The organism is Lysinibacillus sp. DFXJR4, assembly GCF_057196045.1.
In genome coordinates this window covers 184,942-199,958 of the sequence record NZ_JBXUNW010000002.1, presented here as the reverse complement: position 1 = coordinate 199,958, position 15,017 = coordinate 184,942, and the positions used below count along the sequence as shown (strand labels likewise).

The following is a 15,017-nucleotide window of genomic DNA, read 5'->3' as shown; positions in this document are numbered from 1 at the left end:
TAAGTTCTCCTAGCTTCCGAAGAGAGTTAATACGATGGAATAAAGGCAGGTCTCCTGGCTCGTGTATCCTATTCAGAACCTTCCCATCTACTGAAGGCATTTTTCCTTGTTCGACAGTGGTATTTTCTGTAGTCATCTACACTTACAGTTGCGGAAACAGCTTCGGCTTTAAACCGAATTCCCTATTAAGCTCTTAAAAGAGCACCTTTATACTGCAATTGTTATTCACTTAATGTTAATTCTAGCATATATTTCTATTTTTCAAAATAGTTTAACAAAAAGAATTATGCTTTATAGAAGTAGTAAGCTTTAAAAGAGGAAGTAAACGTCTAGTATCAATATTACTATGCCTATTAAAAAGCAAAATGATAACACAAATAGATAGATAATATAAATCGTATAATAGAGAGTGAGCGGGCAAATCATATCCAAAAAGGGTTTATCCATTTAAATATTAAGCAAAACAAAAAGCTGCACAGTTAATGGCAGCTTTTTGTTTCATCTGTTTTCAGCAACGTATACGGTGATTGTGATAAATAATAAGCGGTGAGTCCCGTATATAGCTGTGTCTTTCACTTAATCTATCCATCTTAGCTTTATAAATTTTTTCTTTTGTATTCTTAGTACTCTGCAGCAATTGCTTGATAGGCTGAAGTATAGAAGTCTTCAGGCTTTTTGCTGTTTGTTTCTTTTTATAAGGTTTGCTACCGTACTTGAATGGTTGTCATTGCAGATGCTTTAATCGTCTGATGCTGTGGGGGCGCTTTTGGTTCAATCAGTAATGTTGAGTAGTATGCATCAGCAATCGTAATTAAGTACATGACAAAAAGTAATTGTTTTGTTCAATAGTTCAAAAATGTTTTTCTCCTTTTTAAGTGCAATTCATTAAAAATGTATACTAGTAATACGGGCAACCATTAAAAAGGTTTCAACCATACTTAAATATTTGTAAAAAAGTTATCTCATTTAAAATGTTGCCGGCTATTTATGATTTTTATACGAATCAATGAATCGCATCTATAGCTTGTTGAATTAGATTTGTTAAAGAAGCAATCCCCTTTTGCTCTAAATGTACGCCGTCTGGAGCGAAAAACTCAGGATGGTTAATTGCAGTTGCATGCCAATCAATTAAAGTAATATTTTCATATTCCTGTGCTTTCTGTTGCAATGCTTGATTGACTTTCCCCTCCCAAGAACGTGGTACACGCGTATTTACTAAATAAATATCAGCATTGGAAAAAGCCTTTAAAAGGGTATCGATTTGTGTATTGGTAAAATACCCGTTTGTTCCAAGCTGAATGATGACTGCTTTATCTGGTTGATTAAAGCTTGCATAATTAGGAGCTAATTTAACCGCTTGTGAAACTTGGCGACCAATCTTTGCATCTATCGTAATGCTGGGGTAGATATTATGTAAGCTCGGAGCAATATCTATCATTACAGAATCGCCAATAGCTAATATTCCACTATATGATTCATGAACTTCTGTCTCATTTTCCTCCTGCTCAGGCTCTACTGCATTTTGATCCGTATTTGAATCAACACCCTCTTCTTCATCACTTAACGAACCTGGCTGAGATGTTTCCTGCTCCTTTTCAGCATCATGATAGGTTGAATGCTGCTCTGTTCCACCATCTATTTTAATAGTCGTTGGCCGTGATTCAATCGATTCTATTTTTTCTTCGCCTACAACCCCTGTCATTCCTGTAAAAAATACTAGGAGGAAAAGTGGAATGAGCGTGGTTGAAATTTTCCTGGCAAGCGTGAAGCTTCCCCATTTGTGTTTATTGAATACAAAGTACTGTCTAAAGTAACAGCGGAACCCATCCTTACGAATCGGCATTTCGATAAAACGATAGGATAGTTCTGCAATTGTAAAGATAATCAGCAGTTGTAAAGTAACTCGCCAATAGGCTGGGTTACCTATTTCTCGCACTGGAGTACCTAGCACAATAATCGGATAATGCCATAGATAAATCCCGTACGATCTTGACCCAATCCAACGCAAAGGCTTCCAAGAAAGGATTTTTCCTAAAAAGCTAACTGGGTGACAGATGCAACCAATTAAGATGGCTGCATTTAAGCAAAATACGAACATCCCTCCTCGATATAGGAAAGATTGATATTCATCCACAAACAAAATACTGACAATGAAAATACTAAAGGCTACTAAGCTTACACTATTTAGTTGGTAGACATGATCCGTAGAGATTTTTTGTGATGAAAGTCTTTTCATCGGCCAGATAAGAGCTAACCAGCAACCTATTAGCAATTCAAAGGAACGCGTATCTGTTCCATAGTATACACGACTGGGATCAGCACCTGGTTGATATAGTATAGCCATTAGCATTGCAGAACCGAGTGCGCCCAAAAAAACGAAAATGGCGAGCTTATTTTTCTTTTTGGCCACAAAAAGCCCTAGCATTAAAAGGATTGGCCATAATAAATAAAATTGTTCCTCAATGGCTAACGACCATAAATTCTTCAATGGTGAAGGGGAACCAAAACTATCAAAATAGGAGAGTTTGTGAAAAATAAACCACCAATTACTTGAATAAAAAATTGAGGAAATTGCATCACCACGTAGTGTATGAAGTAGCTCCTTATGAAATAGAGTCGCCCATGCAAATGTTACAATAATCATGACATAGGCAGCTGGAAGTAAGCGTCGAAATCGCCCTATCCAAAACTTTTTTAATCCAACAGTTAACTTATTTCCTTTTAAAGGTAAAATAGTTGAGGTAATTAAATACCCCGATAAAACAAAAAAGATATCGACTCCTAAAAATCCACCACTGGCCCATTTGAAATTAAAATGGTAAGCAATAACAGCTAGTACTGCTAATGCTCTAATCCCGTCGAGTCCAGGGATATAACGATGATTGAATGACTTGCCTGACATAATATTCCTTCTCCCAATAATTTATAAACCTTTTTCCGTATATTAAATCCAAACATCGTCTCCTTTTGTATGTTCACTTATATAATGACGAATAAGGCACTTTAAAAGTTGATAAGAAGTGCTCTATTCGCAAAATTTTTATTCGTCTATTTTTATGCAAAAATACCATATCGTACATCTATATGTATATTCATTCCAAAAAAGCATCCCCATGAATGGTAGATGCTTCAAAAGCGTATTTGCCTAATGCATATGCCTTAATCGTAAGAGCTAACTCGAAAATTATAAGGCATGAAATAAACAATTTAAAGGCTTTTCCCTATAAAAATTTTTGGTAATTTTTTATAATGAGACACTTTGTCCAAGAAACGATTTCGCCTTCTTGAACATTAGTAAAAAGAAGGCGAATCATTCTGCTAAATCTCTTTTATAATTCCTGTTTTTCTGTAATAAAGGATTTCGCAATGGCTTTCCCAATTATAGCGATTGTACGATTCAATTCTTCTTCTGAATTATCTATTCCACCTAGTTCAATTAAAATCATTTCTTTTGTCAAATCCTGGTTATAGCGTCCATCCACATTATCACCGCTTTTAGAGATTACACCTCTAGAAATTTTCGGCACAATTTCATTCATAGCAGCTGATAAGCTTTCTGCATAAGCAGTATTCCATCTATAATTTTTATGCTCTGCTCCTACAACGATGGCAATACGCGCATAGGACTCATTGTTGTGTGTGATCGTTGTAGCATTTTTCTTGGCAGAATCTCGATGCAAATCAATAACCAAATCATAGGTTTGCTCTTGCAAACGTTTAGATAAATAAGGACGCACCGTATTGTAAGCATCTGGAAAAGTTTTTCCCTCAAGCTTCATTACCTTCATAACGTCAACATCTAAAACATCTGTTTGAATACCATTCATACTAAAGTGCTTAGAAATAGTACCTTGTAAATTAAAAATATTTGTTTTCTCATCATAAACTTCTGCTTTCCCGCTGACAGCTTTCACTATAGGTTGATAGGATTCCTGAGAATGTGTAAACAATAATAATACTTTAAAAGGATTCGTTTCTTTTGTCTGCTCTAGTGCACTTTGTTCAGCTAGATTCGTAGCGGCAAACACGACTTGCTTATCCTCGGGTTGTTTAATCGGAGTCGATGCTTGCTTGTTGAACGGAAGTTGCCCAGCAATGACAGGTAATACGAAGAAGAACAATAATAAACCAAATGACCACTGTAGTTTTTTTAGCAAAGTCACACCCTCCTCCCCTTATCGTATGGAGGGTGTGTACCTTTTAGAACGAAAAAAATTAGAGTTTATTTGCCCATTTCATCAGCATAGATGAAACAAGTTTCGCATAGTTATCTATCCAATAATCTGCTTCCTTTGGCGTCACCATTAGCTGTGTATGTGAGCCTGCGAACGTCTCTTCAAACAATTGTTGACGCTCCTCCTTTGACCAAGTAGCCCACTCACCAAAGATTGGTTTGACTACAGACATATCTAATTCTTTATTAATATCTGGTTGCCAAGATGACAAAGATAATTTGGATGATGGCTTACTCCGTTCTGCAACCCGCGCAGCTATCGATCGTATCATAAGCTCTACAGCATCTGCTATTAATACGGGCGCATCCACAACTGTTGGGATACCAATAGCTGTTACGGGAATCCCTAGCATTTCATAGGAAATCTCCTTACGCTGATTCCCTACGCCAGAACCTGGATGTATACCGGTGTTTGTTAATTGAATAGTTTTACATAATCGATTGCTAGCTCTTGTCGCCAATGCATCCACAACAATAATTAATTTAGGCTTTAGCCGCTCTGCTATTGCAGCAACAAATTCTCCTGTTTCATAGCCGGTTTGTCCTGTTACACCTGGCGCATACATGACAAATTTTTCATCAATTACATCAAGGCTATGCAAATGATCAATAAGATATGGTCCTATTGCATCAGGTGTAATAGTACGGTTACCTAAACCAATAATTAAAATTTTGTCATCTTTATTCCAAGAGATTGCTTCATGCATTTTCTTAAAATTTACAAGCAGCTCATTCTCAAGCTGCTCAAATCCGTCGTGATCATCTAGTGTCAAGGTTGGTACTGAGAGAGTAATATATTGACCTTCCTTTTTACCTATTTGCTTTTCACCTTCTGAGTCCACTAGTACATCTGTAATCTTTACTCGTCCAGCAGTTCGATCTTCAATTTGAATCCCGCTCGATTGTTCAAGAGTATCTTTTTGCTCTTTCGTTTGATGTAAAACAACCTCTTCAGATTCATCGATTAAATCCGTACGTTGCCAATTTAAATTTTGCATACAGTTCACCTCAATCTATAGTTTGTTCAAACTGTCAAGTAAATATTCTTTGCATAAATCTATTGCAATTTGGCCAAGCGTTTGTTAAAATGATTTTTGTTGTATTGACACAAGAAATCAATGAGAAGATATCATCTCGTACCTAATTTAGGAGGTGAAAGATATGCCAAACATTAAATCTGCAATTAAACGCGTAAAAGTTAACGCTAAAGCTAACGCTGCTAACTCTCAAGCTAAATCTGCAATGCGTACTACAGTGAAAAAAGCTGAAAACGCTGTTGCTGCTAATGCTGAAAACGCACAAGAACTTTTACAAGCAGCTTACAAATCTTTAGATAAAGCAGCTTCAAAAGGACTTATCCACAAAAACGCGGCGGCTCGTAAAAAGTCTCGCCTTGCTAAAAAAGCGTAATTGTTTAAAGGATCAGTATACTCTATAAGGGTAGCTGGTCTTTTTATTTATAGGGATAAAGAAGAGCTGTCCATTTTAACACTGGACAGCTCTTCAATTACTGATTAAAGTTGACGCAATAAAAAAAGCTCTAAATAACGCTCACGATTTCCCCCAGTGGACTTTAACTGTAAATCGACTTCTGCTAATTGATACAATGCTTTCAGCAGACTCTCCTCTGATGGACGATTACGCTGCTCCACCATTAACTTCACACGATATGGATGTATCTTTAAATTTTTTGCAATTTGCTGTGGATGATAGCCTTTTTTCAATAAATAAAATACATTGGACATCGTTCGTACATTGGATGCAAGCAATCCAACAAGCATGATTGGCTCTTGCTTTTGACGCAATAAATCATGGTAAATTGTCAAAGCCCCGACAGAGTCATTTGCAAAATAAGCATTTAACATTTTAAAGGCATCCTGCTCTAATGTTTTAGCGACTAAATCCTCGACTAACGAAGTGGTAATCTCTCCTCCATCACCTAAATAAAGACTTAGCTTCTCAATTTCCATTTGTAGCTGTAGCATATTAGGTCCAACCATCGCTACAAGCTGCTCAATAGCATTTTGTGTAATACTATTGCCCTCTGCTTTTACAACACTTTGAACCCATACGGCTAAATCCTGTTCTTTTGGCGTTTCAGCCTGTACTAATAGCGCATGTTCCTTCATCATTTTTGTTACTTTCTTACGTTCATCTAATTTTTCATAGGGTGCGATAAATATAGTTATCGAAAAATCAGAGGGATTCGCCAGCCATGCCTCCAATCGCTTAATGTCATGGTCGATTTTTTCCTTTCCCTTTTCAGTCGCTTTTAAAAAAGAGGCATTTTTGGCTATAATTAGCTTACGCTCAGAGAAAAAAGGAATGGTATCTGCTTCATCCATCACAGCATCGACAGGTACTTCCTCTAAATCAAATGTAGACAATTCTAGCTCTTCTTCTGGCCCCATTGCCTCTTTTATACGTTTCACCGTTTCATCTATAAAATAGTTTTCTTCACCAACGAGTAAATAAACTGGTGAGAGCTGTGCTTTTTTGATATTGTTCCAAACCGTTGAAATCATACTTTTCCCTCCATCTAGCAATACTATTAGTATACATCATTTATTTTCCCTATGTGACTTTGACTGAATTGTGTCGATTCCTTGCCACAGCATGAATTCTCCTTTTCGATATAGCTTTTATGAAAATGATGTCTTATAATAAATAACAGAATTGGAGGGATAACAATGAATCCATTTGAAGGAAAAAACATACAATGTCGCCGTAATGATGCAATCGATTCTGGCGTTGGTTTCGGTGTATCATTTGGAGTGTTTACAGTTATGTTTATCATCGCAACTATAGTAGAATTCGTATCTAAATAATCAAACAAAATGTACGAAGGAAAAAGACCCTCCTTATTGGACAAGGTCTTTTTCCTTTTGCACTGACCATATATTTTCGTGAACGCGCACTTCAATCGTACCATCTATACCCGTAATCAATGTAGGAAGATTGCGACTGAAGAAACGCTGCATTACTTCTTCATGTGGATGTCCATATCGATTCCGAAGCCCTGCGCTAAAAATAGTTAGTTCAGGTCGCAGCAGCTCCACAAACTGTTCTGTACTGGAAGTTTTACTACCATGATGTCCTGCCTTCAGTAACGTTATATTCGCTAATTGACTTTTATATAGCTTGATTAGCTGATGTTCACCAGGCTCCTCCAAATCACCTGTTAATAATGCACGAAAGCTTCCCTGCTGCACAAACAGAACAATTGAATCATTATTTCCTTCATAGTGAGTATCTCGCGGCCACAAATAATGGAAGCTAATATTCCCCATTTGCCAGGCAGTCCCTTGCATCTTTTCTTTCACTGGAATTCTTCGCTTTTTGGCTTCGATTAATAAATCTTGCATCACAGGCTTATCAAGTGAACCAGGAGTAACATGAATTTCCTGCATATTAATTTCCTGCAAAACCTCCTCAGCCCCCTCTACATGATCTGCATCTGCATGGGTAACGATAAAAATATCTATATCACGAATTCCTTTACCCTTTAAAAATGGTACAACTATCTGCCTTCCAACTTCATATGGACTTTCTGCTGTCTTCCATGATTCCTGCTCGAAGCGCAGTATACCTCCTGAATCAATGACATAGACAGCCCTTCTAAACGGTAATTCAATCACTGTACAGTCTCCTTGCCCTACGTTTAAAAATGTAAGCTTAGTTTCTTTAAACAGTATTGGAGACACATGAATAACAAATGCAGGTAACAGAATCACAGCTACAAATTTACCATAATGCTTCTTTTCTAAATAATATAAGCCAACTAATACACTACCCATTGCTATACAAATTAGCCAAAAGGATGGCTTCCCTGGTGTCCATAATTGAAATGGCCACTGTTGAATATAAAGGATAAACTTTGTAAGCCAAACTCGTAGTGGCTCATAGATAGCAAAGAAAATTTTTGCGACAGGTAAGGATATAAACGTTAGTACTAGCAGAACAATATTAATGGGTAAAATAACAAAGGAAAATAGTGGAACAAAAATAATATTTGCCATAAAGGAAGAAATAGAAATTTCATAAAAATGATGCAGTAATAATGGATAAACCAGCAGCTGACAAACAAGCGTAATGAAAAAGGAACGAATCAACGTAGTCGTCGTTTGCTTAAAGATTACACCTGAATAAATAAGACTGCTAGTAGCTAAATAGGATAATTGAAAGCCAATTTGAAAAATAACACCCGGCTCCAGGAGGACAAAGCCTATAAAACTAATAGCAAGCGCATCATCGATTGGAAGTTGCCACTTAACATGGCGCATTAATAGCATTAATTCCACGACAGATACTGCACGCCAAACTGAGGGAGCCCCACCTGCTAATACCCCGTATATGGGTAAAATAATAACAAGCACTATAATCGCTATTTCCCTCCGTATTCCTATCCGTAAGAGACCTTCAAAAAATAACCATGACACAAGAGCCACATGTAGTCCTGAAATCGCAAAAAGATGTGTAATACCAAGCTTTTGATAGGCTCGTTGAAGCTCGTTATCTACTTGATCCTGTAAACCAATTAGAAGTGCTTGTGCCTCTGCAACGAGCGATTGTGGAAACGTTCTCTCAATATGTTTTTTTATTGTGTGTCTCTGCTTTGCAAGAAAAGACTGAATCGATTTGTTCTCTTCTACAAACATCCAGTCTGAAATCTCAACTATTCCAACTGCACCTTTGCTTAGTAAGTATTTCTCCATTGAAAATGCATATGGATGGGCTGGTGGAATAGGTGCACTTAATTCGCCCTTTACAAGGTAGGTGAAGCCTGTTAATGAGTTATTTTCATAATAGTTTTTCTCCTGCTCAGAAGAAAATGTATACACTATATATAGTTTGTCACCTGTCTTAGTTTTTGCAAATCCTCGAAGGTTTTGACCATTTATTTTATATTCACTTGTCCAAGTAATTTGAAATGTCGACGGCAGCGGGGAAGGTTCCGTCAGTTGAAATGTAACAAGGTAGAGATAGCTAAGCAATCCGGTGCCGATTACTAGACCTGAGATGAAATGAGGTTCTTCCTTCAAGTATAGCCAAACGACAATAAGGAGGAGAATAGACAGTAGCCAAGCTGACTTGTATGCCGCTATCGAGGCTACAAGTACAGCTAATGCTACGTAAACCCATTTATGCTTTAAAGATTTTTGCCAAATAATGCACTCACCTTCTGTTCATATGGGCGCAATTTTTCAGCAGACATACCACTCTCACGAAGCTCGTTTAGCATGTCTATGTACAAGGCTAATTTTTCATCGCTTAAAAAGTCGATTTTACGTTCATCAAATGGTACGTGAACAACCTCCACACCTGCTTTTTCAAATAATTCCTGTGCATACGGGTTATTCTTATAATCTGTCGCATAGTACACACGCTCAATACCCGCTTGAATGATGGACTTTGTGCATGGGAGACATGGAAAATGAGTCACATATAGATCTGCACCCTTTGTAGGTGTACCATATTTAGCACATTGCAGAAGTGCATTCATCTCTGCATGTACTGTACGTACACAATGATTGTCTACAACGTAGCATCCCTTTTCAATACAATGTTCATCACCTGTAATTGAGCCATTGTAGCCACCAGCAATAATTCGTTTATCCCGTACAACAGTTGCGCCTACAGCTAGTCTTGTACATGTACTACGCAATGCAAGAAGATGGCTTTGTGCCATAAAAAATTGATCCCAAGTAATTCGCTCCATATGACTACCTCCATAATAATTTACTATCAATCACTTAAAAATCTAACATTTTGTCATATCACTTTTCTACTATAGTGTAGCCCTTTTTAAAAAGAGTCGTCAATATGACAAAGTTTGTAGCTATTACTTTACTGTAATAGAATCCTTCAGCTTCTCAAACGTTTTTTCACCAATTCCACTTACTTTTTTTAAATCCTCAATCGTTGTGAAGCGCCCATTCTCCTCACGATAGGAGATAATACTTTGTGCCTTAGACGGACCAATCCCAGATAAAGTTGACAGGGTTGCTTCATCTGCTTGATTTAAATTAACCTTCTGATCTTTTTGAGACCCTTCACTGGTTGATATCCCACTAGTAGACATCGATAGAATGGAAGCCGTGATCTCGTCTAGCTTTTCACCCTTAACAGGGATATAAATTACCATTTCATCCTGAACTTTTTGGGCATGATTAATGAGTTGGGGATCAGCTTCCTGTGTATAGCCTCCTGCTAGCTGCACTACATCCACAATACGTTGGTCGGCTTGAAGCTCATAAACACCTGGATACATAACAGCACCCTTAATATCCACTGATACCTGCTGAATGACCGCCTCTTTTGCAGGTTCATCTTGTTCAATTTGTTCAATTGGTTGGATGGTTTCGATGAGCTCTTCCTGGGGGGATGAAGAGTCGGAACTCGAAAAAAAGAAGTAACAAAGTCCACTGATTACAAGTATGGCGGGGAGCAACATACTCTTTTTATACTTTTGCCATAAAGATTGGAGCATTTTCTACATCCTTTCTTTTGCAAAAGGTAATCATATGGAGTCTATTTCATCTTACAATATTATCCTTGTATTGAAAAGATAGTTCGACAATCAATTTCACCTTGGGTAATTGTAGCTGCTGCTGCCGCTACGCTTTCGCGCAAAAAACATCTGCCGTTTTGTTTTCGATATAAAAAACATTTGCTGAATAGAGATAAAATAATATAACTACTTTTTGATTCACAAAATATTAGACTCTGACAGTATTAGGCAAAATTGTGTTATGCTTTGAAAGAGACACAGCAAACCTTTGCGCACTGAAATGGAGGATGACAATGCAGCTAACGATACGAGCAAAGGGAGAAAATGTGAAAGCTATCTCCTATTTACTTTCAAAAAATCCTAATAATCTTTATGAACGAAGAGTCAGGGAGCATTTAGTTCGACTTGTCTATCATGAGTTCACTGAAACAAATCTAGCGGTAACCATTTTTGTTACACCAGATTCAATTGCCCTTGTTCAAAATGACCATGCACTTGATATAACACACTATATTAATGATCGTGAATTCGCTGCCAGCAGTATTTTTTTATCTCTTATTCGCTCAGCTTTAGGCACAGCATTAAATGGTAAGCCAAAAGAGGCGTATTCGGAATGGGTCTTACATTCATTTGCATTTGAATTTGAAGTGGGACCCATCGCATCCACAATGACAAATGAAGAGATAAGTGACCTATTTGAGCCTCTAGGGTATACTGTCAGCATTGAGGCTATACATCACCAGCAACGTGCACGTTTTCTAACATTATCAGCGGACATCACGCTTCAACAAGCATTGCAACATCTTTTTGTGCTCATCCCAGTGTTAGATGATTACAAGCACTATTTTATCGATCAATTAGAGGTAGATAAGCTTAATCGCTATGGAGAGGGCTGGTTAGCTACACATCCAATGAAAGAGGTTATTTATAAAAAAGCACTTCGTTTCTCCCATCTATACGCTAAGAGTACAATAGCAAAACCTTCTACTAATTCTCTAAATACATTACGCTATGAAAAAATAGTGGAAACGATTAAACAGCTACCACGAAAATCGTCTATTGTGGATTTAGGCTCTGGTGAGGGTAAGCTTTCAAGTTTACTTGCCTATATAGAAGGCGTTGAAGAGTTGCTTGCTGTTGAGCCAAGTGAAATAGCTATGAAAAAAGCGCTTAAGCGTTTTGAAGCGCTAGAGGGAGTATCTGTATCCCCTACACCTACATGGGGTTCTTTATTCTATTATGATGCACGTTTACAGCATAAGGATGTCATTGTATTATGTGAGGTTATTGAACATATTGATGAGGAGCGTCTTCCCAAGATTATGTCATTATTGCTAACTCAATACAGTCCCCAAACATTAATCCTTACAACACCAAATGCTGAATATAATAAAGTTTATGAATTGAATACTTTGCGTCATAATGATCACCGATTTGAATGGACTCGAGAACAATTTCAAGAATGGTGTTCTACGATGAATACTCTTGAACAATATGAGCTTTCATTTACAGGGATTGGTGATCGGCACGAGCTATATGGACAACCTACTCAAATGTGTATTTTCAGGAAAAAGGAGATGAGTTTATGAACATTACCATACCAAGCACTGGGATTGTTCTACTAATTGGTCCATCCAATAGTGGGAAATCTACACTTTTACAACACTGGGTAAACACAGACATCCTTTCTCCTTCAGAAATCATTAGTTCAGATACATATCGGACACTTGTTTCAGATTCGAATTATATAAATTTTCAAGGCCATTCACAGGAAGAAGCAGAACTTTTATATGAACAATATTTCGCAATCTCAACGCAAGCATTTGCCGTTATGGAGCGGGTTTTAGAAGCAAGATGCACGTTAAATAAATGCACCTTTGTCGATGCAACTCACCTAAAATCGGAAGAACGTCAACAATACATTTTACTTGGTAAAAAACTACATGTTCCTGTTTGTGCAATTGTATTAGATGTTCCCCTAGAAGAATTACTACGACGTGATACGATGCGTAATGACCCAAGAGGAAATAAACGTATTAAACAACAGGCACGATTATTGAAATCAGAAAAACGATTGATAAAAAAAGAGTCGTTTTTGAAAACATATTTTGTAAAAGAAATAGAGGCACTAACGCTAACTAGACAAGAGTCCCCTTTATATCTAAATGTAGATGCAGGGCTTGATATTATTGGCGATATTCACGGTTGTTATGACGAATTACTTGAATTACTTGAAAAGCTAGAATACGAAGTAAATAAGGAAGGTTACTATATTCACCCACAAGGCCGGCGCTTTGTTTCAGTGGGCGATATTATGAGTAGAGGGCCAAAATCAATCAAAACCATGGACTTTTTTGAACGTCATATTGAACGCGGGCTTGCCTTTATGACCGATAGTAATCATGGCTGGAAAATTGCTCGTTGGTTAGATGGACGTAATGTATCATTGTATCATGGGGATGAGCTGGTAGAAGCAGAATTTATGAACTATGAAAATACCTATGGAGGAACGCAAACAGCAGCCTTAAAAGCACGACTAGCAAAATGTTTACTTGCTGCACCCTCCCATTACGTGTTAATGAATAAAGGCCTTGCATCCGCTGTTGTCACGCATGCAGGAATTCGTGACCGTTATATAGGCAAGCAATCATCTAGAATTTCTGATTTCTGTCGCTATGGAGATGTACAAGAGCTAAATATTTCTGGCAAGCCTATACGCAATGATTGGTTTACTGAACATCAAACATCCCAGCTAATTATTTGGGGGCATGACCCAAAAATCAATCCTCTTAAACAGAATCATACTTTGAATATCGATCAGGGTGTTGTCTTTGGTGGTCAATTAACCGCATTTCGATATCCTGAACAAACAATTATGTCTGTAAATGCCTATAAAAACTATGCTGGTACGCAAAATAATCCCTTACTCGAAGCAAAAGCAAAACGATTCGAGCCACCGAACATTGCGGCATTTTTAACGGGATTTGCTGTTGAAACCTCGTACTTGGGCGCAATTCAAATTGGTGGTGCGCAGGCAAAAGCGGCTATCGACAGCGTTTCTCACTATACAGTACCCTTAGAACAACTTATTTATATACCACCAACTATGAGTCCCACTCCGCAAACTTCTGCTCTTGACAATACTTTAGAGCATCCTGCTGAAGCATTTGCATATTATAAAAAACATGGCGTGCAAACAATGATTGCCGAAAAGAAGCATATGGGGAGTCGTGCAGTAGTCTTATTATTTAAGGATGAACATATTGCGAAAGAATATATAGATATGGAAATACTTGGTATTTTGACTACTAGAACAGGCAGACGCTTTTTTGATAAAGAGATGGAATATAAAATTGTTCAACAGCTCCATTCTGAACTGCTTGGGAAAAACTACTTTGAACAATTTAATACAAATTTTGTTTTGCTTGATGCCGAAATTCTACCTTGGAACTTAAAAGCACAGCAGCTAATTGATCAGCAATATGCACATGTCGCTGAACAAGCACTGATGGACCGTTCAAAGCTTGTAGAGAAATTACAAAATACAACACAAATCAATGTATCAGAATGGCTTCAAGACTATCAATATTTACTTAACAATGCACAACAATTTTCAACGATTTATCAAAACTACTGCTGGGAGGTTCAAGACACGTCAGGGATTCAAATAGCTCCCTTCCATGTATTAGCACATAGCGCTGAAACGTATTTCCACAAACCACATACATGGCATATGGAAATGAATCGACTATTTGCCAAAAACTCCGAAATCTTTATTGAAACAGACTATAAAATTATTCATGAAGAAGCCTCTGAGCAGGAGGTTATAGCATGGTGGGAGGAAATGACTGCTGCTGGTCATGAAGGGATTGTGATTAAACCTGAACTATTTGTAACAACATATAAAGGCAAATTAATACAACCAGCAATTAAAGTACGTGGGCGCGAGTATTTGCGCATCATCTATGGCATGGATTATTTACAGACTTCAAATTTAATAAAACTTAAAGAACGCAACCCAAGAAAAAAAATGAGGAATGCATTACGTGAATTCGCACTTGGATTAGAAGGGATTGAGCGTTTTGTCAGAGGCGAATCAACCGCCCGTATACATGAATGTGTACTAGGCACATTAGCACTTGAAAGCGACCCTGTCGACCCAAGACTTTAAAAGGGACAACTGTTGCTGAACTCTATCCATCATTTTGACTATTCTATCCACTGATTTGTGGATTCTATCCGTCACTTTTTTTTTATGCCTTAAAAAACAAA

At 37.5% G+C, this 15,017-nt stretch carries 11 protein-coding genes and 1 riboswitch; of the genes, 4 read left to right on the top strand and 7 right to left on the bottom strand.

The window, feature by feature from the left end; translation table 11 throughout:
• Positions 1-27: 27 nt before the first annotated feature.
• A riboswitch (cobalamin riboswitch) is annotated at positions 28-224 on the bottom strand.
• A gap of 779 nt (positions 225-1,003) precedes the next feature.
• The 3 genes from AC2CGN_RS09015 to gpr all read right to left on the bottom strand — a co-directional run bounded on the left by AC2CGN_RS09015 (position 1,004) and on the right by gpr (position 5,232).
• Positions 1,004-2,902, bottom strand: coding sequence for an acyltransferase family protein (locus tag AC2CGN_RS09015; protein ID WP_484513402.1), 1,899 nt, complete (start codon positions 2,900-2,902; stop codon positions 1,004-1,006).
• A gap of 427 nt (positions 2,903-3,329) precedes the next feature.
• Positions 3,330-4,163 (bottom strand): stage II sporulation protein P, encoded by an 834-nt coding sequence (gene spoIIP, locus AC2CGN_RS09010; RefSeq protein ID WP_484513400.1) that lies wholly within the window; start codon positions 4,161-4,163, stop codon positions 3,330-3,332.
• A gap of 52 nt (positions 4,164-4,215) precedes the next feature.
• Positions 4,216-5,232, bottom strand: a complete 1,017-nt coding sequence (gene gpr, locus AC2CGN_RS09005; protein WP_429989880.1) for a GPR endopeptidase — start codon at positions 5,230-5,232, stop codon at positions 4,216-4,218.
• Positions 5,233-5,395: 163 nt separating this feature from the next.
• Here gpr and rpsT point away from each other — a divergent pair, with 163 nt between their 5' ends.
• On the top strand, positions 5,396-5,644 hold the full coding sequence (rpsT, locus tag AC2CGN_RS09000; protein WP_283868823.1) for a 30S ribosomal protein S20: 249 nt from the start codon (positions 5,396-5,398) through the stop codon (positions 5,642-5,644).
• 104 nt (positions 5,645-5,748) lie between these two features.
• Here rpsT and holA read toward each other — a convergent pair whose 3' ends face one another.
• Positions 5,749-6,759 (bottom strand): DNA polymerase III subunit delta, encoded by a 1,011-nt coding sequence (gene holA / locus AC2CGN_RS08995; RefSeq protein ID WP_484513397.1) that lies wholly within the window; start codon positions 6,757-6,759, stop codon positions 5,749-5,751.
• A 165-nt stretch (positions 6,760-6,924) separates the two neighbouring features.
• Here holA and AC2CGN_RS08990 point away from each other — a divergent pair, with 165 nt between their 5' ends.
• Positions 6,925-7,062, top strand: coding sequence for a YqzM family protein (locus AC2CGN_RS08990; RefSeq protein ID WP_429982513.1), 138 nt, complete (start codon positions 6,925-6,927; stop codon positions 7,060-7,062).
• A 33-nt stretch (positions 7,063-7,095) separates the two neighbouring features.
• Here the strand turns inward: AC2CGN_RS08990 and AC2CGN_RS08985 are convergent, their stop codons facing one another.
• The 3 genes from AC2CGN_RS08985 to AC2CGN_RS08975 form a co-directional block, all read right to left on the bottom strand.
• The gene (locus tag AC2CGN_RS08985) at positions 7,096-9,276 is read right to left on the bottom strand and encodes a DNA internalization-related competence protein ComEC/Rec2 (RefSeq protein ID WP_429989878.1); all 2,181 of its coding nucleotides are present in this window, start codon (positions 9,274-9,276) and stop codon (positions 7,096-7,098) included.
• Between the two features lie 107 nt (positions 9,277-9,383).
• Positions 9,384-9,953 (bottom strand): ComE operon protein 2, encoded by a 570-nt coding sequence (locus AC2CGN_RS08980; RefSeq protein WP_429982515.1) that lies wholly within the window; start codon positions 9,951-9,953, stop codon positions 9,384-9,386.
• Between the two features lie 123 nt (positions 9,954-10,076).
• Positions 10,077-10,724, bottom strand: a complete 648-nt coding sequence (locus AC2CGN_RS08975) for a helix-hairpin-helix domain-containing protein (RefSeq protein ID WP_429989877.1) — start codon at positions 10,722-10,724, stop codon at positions 10,077-10,079.
• Positions 10,725-11,038: 314 nt separating this feature from the next.
• Here AC2CGN_RS08975 and AC2CGN_RS08970 point away from each other — a divergent pair, with 314 nt between their 5' ends.
• Positions 11,039-12,334, top strand: coding sequence for a methyltransferase domain-containing protein (locus tag AC2CGN_RS08970; RefSeq protein ID WP_429989876.1), 1,296 nt, complete (start codon positions 11,039-11,041; stop codon positions 12,332-12,334).
• Entirely contained in the window at positions 12,331-14,916 is a 2,586-nt protein-coding gene (locus tag AC2CGN_RS08965; RefSeq protein WP_484513393.1) for a polynucleotide kinase-phosphatase, read from the top strand. The genes AC2CGN_RS08970 and AC2CGN_RS08965 overlap by 4 nt, the downstream gene beginning before the upstream one ends.
• Positions 14,917-15,017 lie beyond the last annotated feature (101 nt).